General features: G+C 55.3%; 7 protein-coding genes. 5 read left to right on the top strand and 2 right to left on the bottom strand.

The genetic code is table 11. From position 1 onward, the window contains the following. The first annotated feature begins 46 nt into the window (after positions 1-46). From ACYVH9_RS03210 to ACYVH9_RS03190, 5 genes are read left to right on the top strand one after another with little or no spacing between them, the layout of a single operon-like run. Positions 47-1741 carry a hypothetical protein gene (locus tag ACYVH9_RS03210; protein ID WP_460634850.1) on the top strand — a complete coding sequence of 565 codons (1695 nt, stop codon included), beginning with the start codon at positions 47-49 and terminating at the stop codon, positions 1739-1741. Beyond that, positions 1725-5918, top strand: coding sequence for a hypothetical protein (locus ACYVH9_RS03205; protein ID WP_460634849.1), 4194 nt, complete (start codon positions 1725-1727; stop codon positions 5916-5918). Before ACYVH9_RS03210 ends, ACYVH9_RS03205 begins: the two co-directional genes overlap by 17 nt. Positions 5919-5939: 21 nt before the next feature. Next, positions 5940-7925, top strand: a complete 1986-nt coding sequence (locus ACYVH9_RS03200) for a fibronectin type III domain-containing protein (protein WP_460634848.1) — start codon at positions 5940-5942, stop codon at positions 7923-7925. Positions 7926-7951: 26 nt separating this feature from the next. Then, entirely contained in the window at positions 7952-10534 is a 2583-nt protein-coding gene (locus ACYVH9_RS03195) for a fibronectin type III domain-containing protein (RefSeq protein ID WP_460634847.1), read from the top strand. Next, on the top strand, positions 10531-10968 hold the full coding sequence (locus ACYVH9_RS03190; protein WP_460634846.1) for a hypothetical protein: 438 nt from the start codon (positions 10531-10533) through the stop codon (positions 10966-10968). Before ACYVH9_RS03195 ends, ACYVH9_RS03190 begins: the two co-directional genes overlap by 4 nt. Positions 10969-10978: 10 nt before the next feature. Here the strand turns inward: ACYVH9_RS03190 and ACYVH9_RS03185 are convergent, their stop codons facing one another. Both ACYVH9_RS03185 and ahcY read right to left on the bottom strand, forming a co-directional pair. Continuing rightward, positions 10979-13459, bottom strand: coding sequence for an outer membrane beta-barrel protein (locus tag ACYVH9_RS03185; RefSeq protein ID WP_460634845.1), 2481 nt, complete (start codon positions 13457-13459; stop codon positions 10979-10981). Positions 13460-13712: 253 nt separating this feature from the next. Further along, positions 13713-15029, bottom strand: coding sequence for an adenosylhomocysteinase (gene ahcY, locus ACYVH9_RS03180; protein ID WP_460634844.1), 1317 nt, complete (start codon positions 15027-15029; stop codon positions 13713-13715). Positions 15030-15091 lie beyond the last annotated feature (62 nt).

Below are 15091 nucleotides of genomic sequence, written 5' to 3'. Positions count from 1 at the left end.
AGGGTAGTTTTGGCTCGGTTTCCAAGACTACTTAACGTTCTGCGGTATGCGCTTTTTCAGCCTGTTGTTGGTTTCCTGGAGCTGCCTGACGAGTTCGCTGCTGGCGCAAACGGATTCGTCAGAAACTCGCTCCAAACCCATAAAGGTCTCCGGTGGATTGAACGCTTACGCCGGTTTTTACCGCGCCAATGGCCTTGAAAACCGTAATCAACCAGCGCCTTTCGGATTGAATGGTTCCGTAACGGTTGCGCTGCCGGGCGGTGTTTCGCTGCCGTTTTCGGTAGTGCTCGGCAATCAGGGCAATAGCTTCCGGCAGCCTTTCAACCAATTTGGCGTATCGCCTACGTATAAATGGGCGACCGTGCACGCGGGGTATCGCAACGTCAGTTTTTCGCCGTTCACGCTGGCCGGTCACACGTTTCTGGGGGGCGGTTTTGAACTCAATCCCGGCAAGTTGCGGCTTGGTGCGGTGTACGGTCGATTCAACAAAGCCATCTCGACCAACCTGGTTGAACCCAACATTCTCCCGGCATACCAGCGAACGGGCTATGCGCTCAAACTCGGCTACGGCAAACCCGGCAATTACGTCGATCTGCTGATGCTGCGCGCCAAAGACGATTCAAGCTCCATTTTCTCTGTCCCGCAATCGGCAACGCAAACGGTTACCCCCGCCGAAAATCTGGTCGTTGGGGTAACCAGCCGGTTACTGATGATCAAACACTGGATTGTTGAGCTGGATGCCGCCGTCAGTGCCTATACCCGCGACATACGAAGCAGCCCGGTTTCGGCGGAAGGAAGTAACGCCCTCACTCGCCTGTTTGGCCGGATGTTCACCGCCCGGCTTTCGACGCAACTAACCCAGGCAACTCAGGCAGCCATCGGCTACCGGACCAAAAACGCGGGCATCAAACTCCAGTACAAGCGCATCGACCCGAGTTTCCAGACGATGGGTGCGTATTATTTCCAGAGCGATATTGAAAGCTACGCCCTGGCACCTAATCTTACTCTACTGAAAGGACAGCTCCGGTTGTCGGGCAGTTACGGCGTTCAGTTCGATAACCTGGCAAAGAACAAAGACGCCCGCACAGGCCGCCGAATCGGGTCATTCATGGCTAGCTACAACCCGGTCACACAGTTCGGCCTGGACCTTCAGCTTTCCAATTACGGGATCAGCCAGCAGACCGGGATTCGTCCGCTGATCGACACCATCCGATTGGCACAGAACAATTTTTCAGCGACGATCAACACGCGATACACCCTTCAGAACGAAGAAGTTGTCAACCTGTTTACGCTTTCGGCCACCCGTCAGCAGCTCAGTGATCTCAACGCACACACAGCGGCTTTTACCAACAACACCAACACAAACCTGAATCTGGGCTATTTCTACCAGCGGGTAAAAACCGGTCTGGGAGCCAATTTGACGGTTTCGTATACGCAAGCCGATCTGGCGATGGGCCTGCAAACGACCTTCTACGGCCCGACGCTCGGACTGACAAAATCCTTTCTAGTCAATAAACTCAGCACCGCCCTGAACGCCAGCTACCTGATCAACCGGCAAACCAATCTGCCGGGCGAAACGCTCACCGGGCAAATCATCAATGCTTCGGCAAACGCCGGTTATCAACTGGGCAAACGGCAGAACCTCAGTTTGCAACTTCTTTATCTGAACTCAAATACGGGTTTGGCGGAACAACGGTATAATGAATTTCGAGGCACCCTTGGCTATGGCATCACGTTCTAATCTTATCGGTAATTGCCGGGGCTCGTCGCTTACGGTTTGGATCAGCTTCCTGTTCATCGGTCTTGTGCCGACGCTCCGCGCCCAACAGGTTCAGGTGCTGGTCAACGTCAATCCTCCCTACAGTGCGTATTTGCAGGACTACGCCGGAGCGGGTCAGCAGGTCCAGATCCGGTTGATCAACCCCACGGCCCGGCCCCTCGAAATTCGGTTGCAAGGCAGCGTTACGGGCGACAACGGCGTTTCGATCCACACCTTGCCCAACTACCGTCCGCCCATTCCGTTGGTGCTCCAACCCGGCGCTACCCTCCTGACCCGCAAAGACCTCGAAGGGCTCTTTGACCTCAACCAGATTGTGGTGGAAGGTATCAATAAAAACCAGTTGTATCAGGGAAAACCGTTGCCCGAAGGCAGCTACCAATTGTGCGTGCAGGTGTTCGATAACCGGACCAGTCAGCCCCTCTCGGCGGGCGAACCGCTGGGTTGCTCGCCCCCGTTTCCGGTGAAAGCCATCGAACCGCCCATCCTGATCGCGCCGTTGTGCGATGGCGAGGTGCTTCCGACCACGCCCCAGGCTACGGTTTTTACCTGGACACCGCCCGCCGGAATTCTGCCTACGCAGGTCAGCTACACGCTGCGAGTGGTGGAATTGCCGCTGCAACACGTCGATCCAAATGTGTTCATCGACGCCGTGGCTTTGCCACCTTCGGGCATCGAAATCAAGAATTTACCGACCAGTACGTTCCTGTACGGGCCGCAGTATCTGCCCCTGAAAGTTGGGAAACGCTACGCCTGGCGGGTACAGGCCATCGACAAATTCGGCAAGCTGAACCTGTTGAACGATGGAAAAAGTCCGGTTTGCGCCTTTCAGTACGGCCCGGCCGACACGCTGACGGCGCGCCCGACACTAGCTTTTGCCAAGTCTCCGCTCAACCTTTCGGGTGTAACGGAGCTGATTTTCTGCGGCCAGCCCATTGCCATCAAAAAAATTACCAACGCCGACCGGGACCATTTTTCGGGCACCGGAACGCTCCTCATGAAGTCGCCGGTGAAGTTGTCGGCGGAGATTACATTCAGCAACCTGGCTGTTCGGCCCCTGAGCTACGACAAAAGCCAGAAGCGCGGAAAAAGCGGTTTTTACGATTTTACGGTTGTTAAGGGCACCCTCGAAAGCAGTCTGAAAGGCGCACAATTAGGCGACCGAACGGCGAAGCTGAAAACCGCTCCACACACCGGCGGAACAGCCGCCATGACCTACCAGGCGATTCGTCTGGTGGCCAATCACTCCGAAACGTTTGACGAAAAACAGAATGCGCACACCCTGCGCAAAGGCGGGGCCGAAGAAGCGTCGATTCAAACTGGTTTGACCTGGTATAGCCCCATTACCCTGACCACCCTGACAAGCTACAAACCGGGGAAAGGGGGCCCCCTCTCGGTGGGCACAGCCAGTTTTGACGGTAATCTGAACGTTGATGTGCCCGGCGACTGGTTTCCCATCGCAACGGCAGGCAACGAACTCAAAAAAGCGCCAGCGCTGAAAATCCCTTTTGGCAAGGCGTACGAAGGGCCGCTGGCCGACCTGAAAGGTTTTCACCTGACCCTGCGGGCCGATTCCTACTTCGAGGTGCAAAACGGCACCCTGCTTGCCCGGCTGAACGGAACCGTTACCATTCCTAGTGGCCGGAAAGATACCGCGCCACTCGCCGTGCCGTTTCAGGAATCCGACGGCATCACGTTCACGACCCAGGTTGAAGATCAACAGCTCCCACTCTCGGTGGTCAACAATCAGGCCCGGCTTTTTCTGAGTTTCAAGAAAATCAACGTACAGCTGGGCGACTTGTTCGAAGCCGACGATCTGCTGTATCCGCAGTGGGTAAAGGGCGTTTCGTGCCCGGAGCCTGAGTTCTGGATGCGCTCCGGCGACTACAATGCCGACAAACTCGACTGGACCATCGTGCCGATCAACCCCGTTGTCAACCGTGGCAAGGGCTACGAGTCCACCAACGCCGACCACAAAGGACTCAGCTGGCAAACCCAATTTCTGGGCTTCAAAGGCAAAATTACCGACGCGATCACGGTCATTAAAGAAAGTGAATTCAAGGTTGGGCACCTGGTCGGGCAGGTGTATGTGCCGTTTGTGAGCAGCGTGGGTTATCTGCAAATCATCATCGAGAAATACGGTTTGGGCGATGCAGAGGTGGTTTCCTTTGACAAGAACGAACGGACGTTGCTGGAAACTCCGGCTGGCGACCGCGTCACGGTGAAGGTGTCGGGCGGGTATTTTGCCGACGGTTATTTCTACCCCGACCTGTCGCTTTCGGTCTACAACGCGACGAATCCCACGCGCGGCCTCGATGCCCGGGAAATCCGGATGGACGCCATCGACGTAGCGATTACGCCCAAAGGCGAGCTGGTCAGCGATTACAAAAACAAAAAAGCCGAAGCGTTCTACAGCGGCAGCAAGCAAAAAACCGCCTACCTCAATGGACTGGATTATCATCTGGCGCGGGTGGTGCTGAGCGACGAACCGGGTGGCAAGCAGTGTCGGTTGTCGTTCAATGGGAAACTGGTGATTGGTGAGAAAATCGTCACCGATGATCAATACCTCTACGATCTGGTTTTTGCCAAACCGCCGACGGACGATTTCAATTTTACGGGTTCGTTGCCGTTCGACGGTTTTTCCCTGCCCAACGCAAACCAGGGTGGCCCGTCCGAAGACACTGACGCCTTTTCCGCAGCGGAGTTGGCGGTTGGTTATCACCTCGAACGTTCGGCTCCGGCTTCGGCTCTGATGCCCCTGAAAGCCAAAACCATTCACGGTTCGTTCAGCACCGGAACGGCTTATTACCAGGGCGATTTTACGCTCTACACCGACGATGCGACCTTCGGCAACGGTTTTCGGCTCGAAACGAAAGCACTCATTTTCAGTCCGGTCAAAACCAATGTAGGCGCTACCGTGATTGCTGGAAAAGCACAGGGCGTGAAATACTGGTTTGCCGCATTTAAATACGAGAGCAAAGATTCGCCCGGTATTCCGCTGTTCCTGAATTTGGAAGCTTACGGTTTTGAGGGCAGGATTTACAGCCGCATGAAGCACGTCGGCGAACCCACCGCCATTTTCAACGACAACTACGTACCGGATGCCAGCACGAGCTTCGGGTTGTTTGCCGCTATGCCCATTCAGTCGGTGGCGGATAAGGGCCGTTTGCTCTGGGGAAAAACCGGTGTTGAGATGACCTTCCAGGGTTTTGCCCCCAACCAGATTACCATCCGGGGCGATGTGAACCTGGAGCAGTTGGGCGGCACGGGCGACGCCAGCACCTCCCGGATTCAGGGCTACGGCGTGCTGGTGATGGCCCCGAAAGAAAAAACCGTCGTGGGAACCGTGAACATGACCAAGGGCGATTTCACGGCAGTCTGCATGACCGGAACGGCCTATTTTTACATGGGACCGAGCGGTTTTGCGGTGTCGGTTGGCTCGCCCGCACAGCCCGTGAAAGCAACCGCGCTCTGCGGCATCATGGGCGACATGACGCCATACGCGACGGCTTACACTGCGCTATATGCCACCAACGGTTCCATCGGCGGCATGCCCTGGATTCCGACCAGTGGCATTGGCATCCGGGCACACCTGGCAGCCACCCTGCTGAACATCGATACCCGCAAAGTTTTCTCATCCAACCCCTGGGCCACCCTCACCGCCGGAACCGATGCCGACCTGGATGTAACCATTCGGCCGTCGGTGGATTTGTACGCCCGGGTTGGCACAGACATCAGCCTCTACGTCGGTTACAGCAATTATTCGTACAACCTCGCCAACGTTTCGGAAAGCGTCCAGTTAACGCTGCCGGACTTCTGTGTGGCCTACAACAAGCGCATCTGCTTCCCGGTTTTGGGCGGCTGCAACCTGATCATTGGCCTGCGCCCAACCCCATTCATGCGCACCAACGGTGGCCCGGGAGACATGTGCCGGGACGATGGCACCGTGCAGGGGCCATGTGAAGGGATTCTGGGTTGGCTGATGGACGGGGCGCAGGTGATTATCAATGCCGCCGGTGAGGTACTGGATACGGCCTACAACCTGCTCAAGGATGCCACGGGAGCGGTTGTCAAAGGCGCGGAAGCCGTAGGGGGAGCCCTCAAAGAGGGGTATTGTGCCACGATCGGTTTTGGCTGTTGACTTCTTTAACTGAACAACAAAATGACAAAGCAAGGATTTCTGACGATTGGCTTCCTGCTGCTCAGCCTAAGCCAGAACTGGGCCCAGAACAAACTACCGAAGGCGTATGCGCAGGCGGTTCCGCGGGAAAATGCCATTCAGATCAAGTGGATTGTAACAACTCCCGTCCGGGTTCAGTACCACATCCTTCGTCGGGCCGTGGGCGAAAAAACATTCAAAAAAGTGTCCGAAAAACCGCTGGAAGCCATCACCTCCAATTCGTTGAAAGGTCCCGGCGCGGTAGCCGAAGCTCGCCAGAATTACCTTGACTTCACCCAGAAATGGCCCACAACGAAAGACGAAGTGCAGCTTTTTCTTCAGCTATTCGGCATGAATGCTTATACCGATAATGAGTTTGCCCGAGCCGCCGGGATGTATTACAAAGACCATACGGTTACCGTTGGAAAAACCTATGAATACGCCGTAAGTGCGGTTTTCAACGGAAAAGAATACAGCTGGGCCATAAGCGCCCCTGTTCGGGCCGGCGATTTCCGACCAGAAACGGCACCAACGGGCCTGAAAATCGTACAGCAGAAAACCCGCCAAATTGCGCTGAGCTGGGATATTCGCACGGATGTACTGGCTTATAATGTCTACCGTCGGCGCGAAAACGGCGGGGAAGTAAAGCTCAACAAAAAACCGGTGGTGGTGGTCGATGCGCTGAATGGCAAACGGCCCTCGACGCAATTTACCGACACCGACAGTACGCTGAAAGTAGGTGAAACGTATTATTACCGGATTGCCGCCCTCGACCCGTTTGTCAACGCCGGGGAAATGAGCCAGACCGCCTGGCTCACCCTCAAAGACCTGGACCCACCCGTCGGAGCCACAGCACTGCGCGGTCAGATCGGCAAAAAAGGGATTCGGTTAAGCTGGAAACCGTCGCCCTCGCGCGATTGCATCGGCTATAAGCTCTTCCGGGGAATTGCCATCGACAAACCGTTTCAGCCGGTATTACCGCGCTTGCTGGCGACGGCTGATACCACGTTTACGGACGAAACCGCCGTGGAAGGCGCGACGTATTATTATTACCTGCAAACGGAAGACCAGGCCGGGAACACTGTTACGACACCGCCCATCCAGGTGACCCATCCCGATCTGACGCCCCCCGCCCAGCCTATGGGTCTGGCCGTCCAGACCGACACGCTGGGGCACATCGTCCTCAGCTGGCGGGCCAATCAGGAGACCGATCTGAAAGGGTATTTTGTGTACCGTGCACTGGACAATAAAACCGACAATTACGCCCAATTACAGCTTAACCCGCTAACCGGTACAGTTTTTCGGGACACGCTACCCCGCAGCAACCGCAACGTCTTTTTCTACCGAATTACGGCGGTAGACAACAGCGACAACGAAAGTCAGCCCGCTCTGATCACGGTTCGACTGCCGGATCACCAGCCACCCAGAGCCCCGATGTTGCTTACCCCCGCGCCCGCAGCTGATTCCGTTCGGCTGGAATGGACCGTGCCGGTTTCGGATGATGTACGCAACTACCAGATTCTGCGCCGTAACGACGGTGAGAAACAGGCCGCTTTTCTGGTGGTTGGCCGCACGGTACAACGCCAGTTTACTGACCGCCATGTAACGGGGGGCATTTACAGCTACGCGGTTTTAGCCATCGACAGTGCCGGCAACCAGTCCAAACCGTCACTGCCGAAGGTGGTCGAAATCAGCGGCAGAAATTCGCTAACCGCTCCCAAAGATGTAAAAGTGCGGCTGGACGAACGCGCAAAGACGATGATGGTCAGTTGGACAATTCCACCGCAACCTGCCGATTTTGCCGGTTACCGGGTATTGGCCCGCGACCAGGGCGAAACGTTCCGGGCGGTAACGCCCCTGCTGACCGAAGCGCAGGCGACCCTGACCGATTGGGAAACCGGGGCCGAATACGAGATTGCCGTGGTGGCCATCAGCCAGACCGGGCAACAACTGAAAAGTGATAGTGTCAAAGCGATTCCCCGGAAATGAGTCCTGAGAGCCCAACTTTCGCGCGTATGAAAAATTTCCTTCTGCTGATTTTCGGAGTATTGCCACTGCTGACAATCCGTGTCCAGCTTTCCTATGCCCAGGCTCCGGCCCTTCCGACTGGTCTAAACGCGACCGCCGAAGGCAACGGTATCAAACTGAGCTGGAGCAATGGTTCGGGCATGACGCCCACCAGTTATCAGATTGAACGGGGCGAATCGGCGAATGGCCGGTTTAACCTACTGCAAAGTGTGGAATACAGCCGCACGCCAACGTTCACCGACAACGGCGTTCTGGGTGGTCAGCAATATTGCTACCGGGTTCGGTCGCGGGTAGGTTCCACATTTTCTGATTACTCCACGGTGGCCTGCGCTACGGCGAATCTGGCACCAAGTCGTGTAACCAATTTGCAGGCACAGGCCACCGGTACGCGCTCCATTCGGTTGACGTGGGGCGCTTTCGGGAAAGAATCGTCCATCGACATCGAACGGCGAACCGGGCAAAACGGTGGCTGGAGTAAAATTACCGCAACGCTGGGCGACGCCGGTCAGTTTACCGACAACGACCTGTCGCCGAATACCGAGTATTGTTACCGAATCGCCGAAAACGGCCATACGTACTCTGCCATTGCCTGCGCCACCACCCAAACGCAACCAACCGCCCCGAACGCCCCCGCCCGTTTGACAGCGACGGCGGCTTCTCCTGCGCAAATCAATCTGCAATGGGCCGATGTGTCGGACAACGAAACCGGTTTTCAGGTCGAACGCGCCCCAAATCCGACGGCAGAGTTTACAAAAATTGCAGATTTGGGCATCAATACCACGACCTTCAGCGACCAGAACCTGGCCGCCAACACTTCGTATTGTTACCGCGTTCGTGCGATCAATGGTGTGGGAGCCAGCGGTTTTACGGAGGTACAATGTGCCACGACCCATGCCCCGCCCGTCGGTGCACCGCAGAATCTAGCCGCTACGGCGACCTCCACCACGCAGGTCAGCCTGAGTTGGGTCGGGGTAGCGGGGGCCAGCAGCTACCAGCTCGAACGCAGCCTCAATGGCAATGATGGTTGGGAAAAAGTGGCCGATCCCGCCGGAAATGCCACCACGCATACCGACGGCAACCTGACGCCAAATACGCGCTATTATTACCGCATTCGCGCCGTAGTGAACGGCAATACGGGGCCATTTTCCAACGTTGCAGACGCCCAGACACCCGATACTCCACCGGCATCACCGGTCCGGCTGACGGCTACGGCGGCTTCGTTCCATCGCGTTGATCTGGCCTGGGCCGATGGGTCGGGCAATGAGAGCGGTTTTCAGGTTGATCGCAGCCCCAACGGAAACGATGGTTGGGAAAAAATCGCGGAAGTGGGTCCAAACACCACTTCATATGCCGATCAGGGTGTGCAACCGCAAACGCGGTATTTTTACCGCGTTCGGGCAGTCAATGGCGCTGGCCCGTCGGGCTATTCCAACGTGGCAGATGCCACAACGCCCATTGGCCCACCAGCCGCCCCGCAGAATCTGACCGCTACCGCCGTTTCCACGACGCAAATCAACCTGAGCTGGACTCCAGTTGCCAATGCGGCCACGATGCAGGTTGAGCGCAGCCCCAACGGCAACGATGGCTGGACCCCGATTGGTACGGCTGCGGGCAGTGCCACGACGTACAATGACGCCAATCTAACGCGAAATACCCGCTACTTTTACCGCATCCAGGCCGTCAACCCCAGCGGCCTCAGCCCCTATTCGAACGTCGCCAACGCTCAGACGCCGGATGTTCCCCCGACGGCACCTGCTCAGCTAACGGCCAAAGCGATCACTCCGAATCAGATTGAACTAAACTGGGGCGATGTGTCGGACAACGAGAGCGGTTTTGAACTGGAACGGGCCGCCAGTGCTACCGGGGCGTTTAAGAAAGTTGCCGATCTTTCACCCAATACCGTATCGTACCAAGACAAAAGTCTGACCGACAATACCCAGTATTGCTACCGCATCCGGGCCATCAACGCGGCAGGTCCGTCGGCTTACACCGATGCGGTTTGTGCGACCACTCCTTTAGCGCCACCCGCAGCCCCTACGAACCTAAGTGCACAGGTGTTTGATTACGACCAGATTCGGCTCAACTGGAACGCACCCAGTGCCTCGGCCACGACGGTGATAATCGAACGCTCGACCAACCCCAACAGCGGTTTTGCAGAACTCAAACAGCAGCCAGCCGCTCAGATCGGTTTTGTCGATAGCGGGTTGCAGGAGTACACGACGTATTATTACCGGATTCGCGCCGTCAATGCCGCCGGAAGCTCGGCGTTTTCGAATGTGGCTTCGGCCCGGGTTGAAGAAATTGTGATTGGCGTTGAAGATGAGTTTATCACGTTCACGACGCTGGCGATTCAGAACCGGATGCTAACCGTTCGGACGAAGTGGCAGAAGCCCGTCCAGGCTTCCGTTCAGCTTTTAAACCCCAATGGCCAGGAAATCGCCCGTGATCAGCGCCGGGTTGCGCCCGAAGACAACTGGCAATATGACCTCCACAGCCGCCCCACCGGCCTTTACATTTTCCGAATCGTGGCCGACGGGCGCGTATTCGCCAAACGGTTTTTACTCCCATGAAAAAGCTTACTGCGCTTCTCATGCTGGCCCTGATGGCGGGGTGTCAGCCCAAACCGGTCAAACCGGTTACCGATCTGATCAACAAAATCTGGAAGGCCAATACCGTCAAAGAAGCGGATATGCTGGTGTTTACGCTGGGCGCACCCGCGAATCTCAAACCGGCGTACACCACCTACCGGCTTGACCTGAGCCAGCCCGAAAAAGCCACGCTGAAAGACATTGATGGACGTCTGGTAACCGGCACCTGGACGGTTTCGACGGACAATAAACGCTTGATTCTGGATAATTTGAATCCGAAACCAACCAGCACCGGCGGCATCATCGAATTTTATATTCTGACGGCACCCGACGGTTCGACCTTGAACCTCCAGCGCACCGCCGAAAGCCGCAAAACCGGTAATACTGTCAACCAGTACGCGCTGATTCCGGAGTAAACCGTACCGCTCAGTTCATGCGGTTTTGCTCCTCTTCCGAAACCGTCCGGCGATTGCGCAGGGCTTTCATTTCCCTGTTTCCGAAGTTGTAGGTAAAAGTCAGTCGGGCCACCCGCGTTTCGGTGTAGGTTGCAAACCGAAAATCCATGTTCTGAAACTGCACTGTACCGTAAAAGCGTTGCGTCTGGAACAAATCATTCCAGTTGAGCCGCAAAACGGCTTTTTTCTGCCAGAGACTTTTCTGGATTCCCACGTTCAGTTGCCCAAATGCCCGCATCCGGTTCTGGCTGTAGACGTAGGGCGAGCTGTAAGCAGCAATCAGCTCCGCCGTAAAACCGTGGGGCAGCACCAGGGAGTGACTACTAGACAGATTTGCCGATAACTGACTATAATTCAAAGGCGTACCACCAATCTCAGCATGGTAAGCATTGTAAAAGATACTCGCCGAATTGCGCGACGACCACCAGCGGGTTAGTCGCAGGGGAGCACTCAGGTTCAGGCTTAGATTATGTTGTTTCGACAGATTGATGAACGTAATGCGGGTCACACCGGTCTGGTCATTCTGCTCGTTGATATCGACAATCACATCCTGCGTCCGGTTGTAACTCAGGCTGACAGTAGTTTCATCCTTGTAACTATAGCCTACCTCAAAAACCGTGGTATATTGTGGATTCAGGTAGGGATTACCCTGCTGATACGCATACGGATCAAAAACCCGTATGAAGGGGTTCAGGTACTGGTAGTTTGGGCGGTCGATTCGGCGACTGAAAGCATATTGAAGCTGGTGATTGTTGCCCAGTTTCCGGGTGAGTGTCAGGCTCGGAAACCAATTCAGGTAAGAACGGCTGACGGTATTCCGCGTCGTTAGGGACTGCGCATCGGTTTGCGTTTGCTCCAGCCGAAGCCCGACCTGCAACGTCCAATTGGTCCAGGTTCGCCGGCCAGTCAGGTAGCCCGCGTGAATCGTTTCGCGGTACTCAAACTGGTTGGTCCGGCTGCTGTCCAGTTGCCAGGGAATACTTTGCCCCTGTTCGGATTGTTTAATTTCGGCCCGCAAGTCGTTGTTGAGCGTTACAAAGCTGCTTTTCCAACCCACGTCAAGCGTTGTTCGGCCATCAAGCGGATGAACGTAATCCGCTTTGGCCGCCCGAATTACGGCTTTCGACACGGTATTGAGCCGCTGAAACGAACGCGGTCCGGTTTCGGTTTGCTGCGGAGTCAGGTAGCGGGTTTCGAAGCGCTCGACGGGGTGAAACGAAGCGTCGGAATAATCCACGTCTACCAGCAGCTCGCGTCCTTTGCCACCCCGGCGAGTCGAATCGAACTGGTGCCGGAAGTTCACATTGGTCGACAGCCGGCTGATGGTCCGCCGGTGATCATTCTCCGTTTGCTGCAAAGCCGTCAGCTTTTCCGACTGGTAAATTTCCCCGTTGGTTCCACCTTGTGATTTTCCGTTGACTTTCAACCCATTAAGCTGCCATCCGAGCGCGGTTCGTTTACTAAAAGCATAATCGGCACCCAACCGGAATGTATGGCTCGTGTTCTGGATAGGCCGGTAGTTTTCCTGATGAATCAAGGTAGCCTGCCCGCCCGTGTTCAATCGGCGATCAATGGTAGCAAAGGCCCAATAGTTGCGCTGGTCGAAGGCGTAATTGCCAAAAAAGCTCCACTTGCCGGGTCGGGCATTCAGTGTTAAAGCCGTATTATACTTAGCATAACGCCCGTAACCCGCTCCGACCGACAGTTGTCCGTTCAACGGCTGGCGGGATTTGTTCCGCTTCAGACGGATGTTGATGATTCCTGCCGTTCCGGCTGCGTCGTATCGCGCCGATGGGTTGGTCATAAGCTCGACCGTTTCGACGGTATTGCTAGGCGTATTGCGCAACAGATCAAGCACTTCGGCGGTCGACAAATAGGTTGGCTTCCCATCGATCATCACCAGCACATTTTCCCGCCCTTTCAGGCTAATGCGCTCCGATTGCAGATCGACCACCACGCCGGGCGCTTTTTCCAGCACCTCCAGCGCCGTGCCCCCGCTGGCCACAATGCTGTTTTCAACATTCAGAACGGTTTTGTCAATCTGCTGTTCAATGAACGGTTTTTGCGCTTTCACGGTCACATTGTCCAGCGTCCGGACTGCTTGCTGAATAACCAGGGGCGGCAAAACGTGTTGAAGACGCGATTCATCAACCGTAAACGGTTTTGAATAGATTTTCTGATACCCCATCAGCGAAGCCGCTACCCGGTAAGTGCCCGGCCGAACCGCTTCAAACACATACTGCCCTTGTGCATTGCTCACCGCTCCCTTGACCACTTGTTCCGGTCCCTGCGCAGAATCGGCGGCTTTAACCAGCAAAACGTTTACCAGCTCCAGCGGTTGTCCAGTGGGTTCCTGCACCGTGCCCGAAACGATACCCGTAGGCTGGCTGTATGCGAACTGACGGAGAAAAAGTAAAAAGCAGACAACAATTAACAGACAACGGTTTTTCATGCCGAATTCGCGATACGAGGTGTGAATCGCTACGAAATTAGGCCCGTCGCAAGCGTGGCAAGAACGCTTTTGTTTTAACTGCTTTATTTCACGTTTGAAGCGTCAGTTGTCCCCTCTGAATCGAATTGTTCTCTTTTCAAAACCCGTTCTGAAACTGGAAATACCCGGTAAATACAAAAAGCGCGGCTCCGTTTCCGAAACCGCGCTTTGGGAGAATGACGGAGCAGCCAGGCGGCTCCATTATTCATACTGATTAATACCGGTACAGTTCCGATTTGAACGGACCTTCGACGGTTACGCCGATGTATTCCGCCTGATCCTGCTCCAGTTTTTCCAGTTTTGCCCCGACGTGATCCAGGTGCAAAGCGGCAACTTTTTCATCCAGGTGTTTCGGCAGAATGTATACCTTGTTTTCGTATTTATCGGAATTGTTCCACAACTCGATCTGTGCCAGGGTCTGGTTTGAGAACGAGCACGACATTACGAACGACGGGTGGCCCATTGCCACGCCCAGGTTCACCAGACGGCCTTCGGCCAGTACAATGATTTCCTTGCCATCGATTTCGTACAGATCCACCTGCGGTTTGATCTGGCTTTTGCTCGAACCGTAATTTTTGTTCAACCAGGCCATATCGATTTCATTGTCGAAGTGACCGATGTTACACACCACGGCTTTGTCTTTCATGGCCTTGAAGTGACGGTCTTTCACGATATTGATATTCCCCGTAGCCGTTACGAAGATATTGGCGCGGGTAGCCGCTTCGTCCATCGTTACCACTTCGTAACCGTCCATAGCCGCCTGCAGCGCGCAGATCGGGTCAATTTCGGTCACCAGCACGCGGCAACCCGCGCCCCGCAATGACTCCGCCGAGCCTTTCCCTACATCGCCATAACCGGCCACAACAGCTACTTTACCAGCCAGCATCAGGTCCGTTCCGCGACGGATGGCGTCCACCAGCGACTCGCGGCAGCCGTATTTGTTATCGAATTTCGATTTTGTAACCGAATCGTTGACGTTGATGGCGGGCAGGTGCAGCGTACCGTTTTTCATCCGCTCGTACAGGCGGTGAACCCCCGTTGTGGTTTCTTCCGACAAGCCTTTGATCTCCGCAATCAATTCCGGGTACACGTCAAAAACCATGTTAGTCAGGTCACCACCATCGTCCAGAATCATGTTCAATGGTTGGCGATCTTCGCCGAAAAACAGCGTTTGTTCGATGCACCAGTTAAATTCTTCCTCGTTCATCCCCTTCCAGGCGTAGACCGAAATACCGGCGGCAGCAATAGCGGCTGCGGCATGATCCTGCGTCGAGAAGATGTTACACGACGACCAGGTAACTTCGGCACCCAGTTCCACCAGCGTTTCGATCAGAACGGCGGTTTGAATCGTCATGTGCAGGCAACCGGCAATGCGGGAACCCGCCAACGGTTTCGACGGACCGTACTCTTTGCGAAGTGCCATCAAACCCGGCATTTCGGCTTCAGCCAACCGGATTTCCTTGCGGCCCCATTCGGCCAGCGCGATGTCCTTAACTTTGTAGGGAACGTAGGTGGATGTTTCTGTAGACATAAGAAGTGTAAATTAATGCTTGATGATTTTTTAGAGAAAAGAAGTTAGACAAGCGAATAAAG

The sequence above is a fragment of the Larkinella harenae genome (assembly GCF_054780515.1).
Note: the sequence above shows the minus strand (reverse complement) of the source record. Positions and strands in the feature narration are given on the sequence as shown.

Excerpts from the sequence above, each read along its gene's own strand:
- ACYVH9_RS03190 (WP_460634846.1), top strand. The coding sequence starts at position 10,531 with ATGAAAAAGCTTACTGCGCTTCTCATGCTGGCCCTGATGGCGGGGTGT.
- ACYVH9_RS03195 (WP_460634847.1), top strand. The coding sequence starts at position 7,952 with ATGAAAAATTTCCTTCTGCTGATTTTCGGAGTATTGCCACTGCTGACA.
- ahcY (WP_460634844.1), bottom strand. The coding sequence starts at position 15,029 with ATGTCTACAGAAACATCCACCTACGTTCCCTACAAAGTTAAGGACATC.
- ACYVH9_RS03210 (WP_460634850.1), top strand. The coding sequence starts at position 47 with ATGCGCTTTTTCAGCCTGTTGTTGGTTTCCTGGAGCTGCCTGACGAGT.
- ACYVH9_RS03185 (WP_460634845.1), bottom strand. The coding sequence starts at position 13,459 with ATGAAAAACCGTTGTCTGTTAATTGTTGTCTGCTTTTTACTTTTTCTC.
- ACYVH9_RS03205 (WP_460634849.1), top strand. The coding sequence starts at position 1,725 with ATGGCATCACGTTCTAATCTTATCGGTAATTGCCGGGGCTCGTCGCTT.
- ACYVH9_RS03200 (WP_460634848.1), top strand. The coding sequence starts at position 5,940 with ATGACAAAGCAAGGATTTCTGACGATTGGCTTCCTGCTGCTCAGCCTA.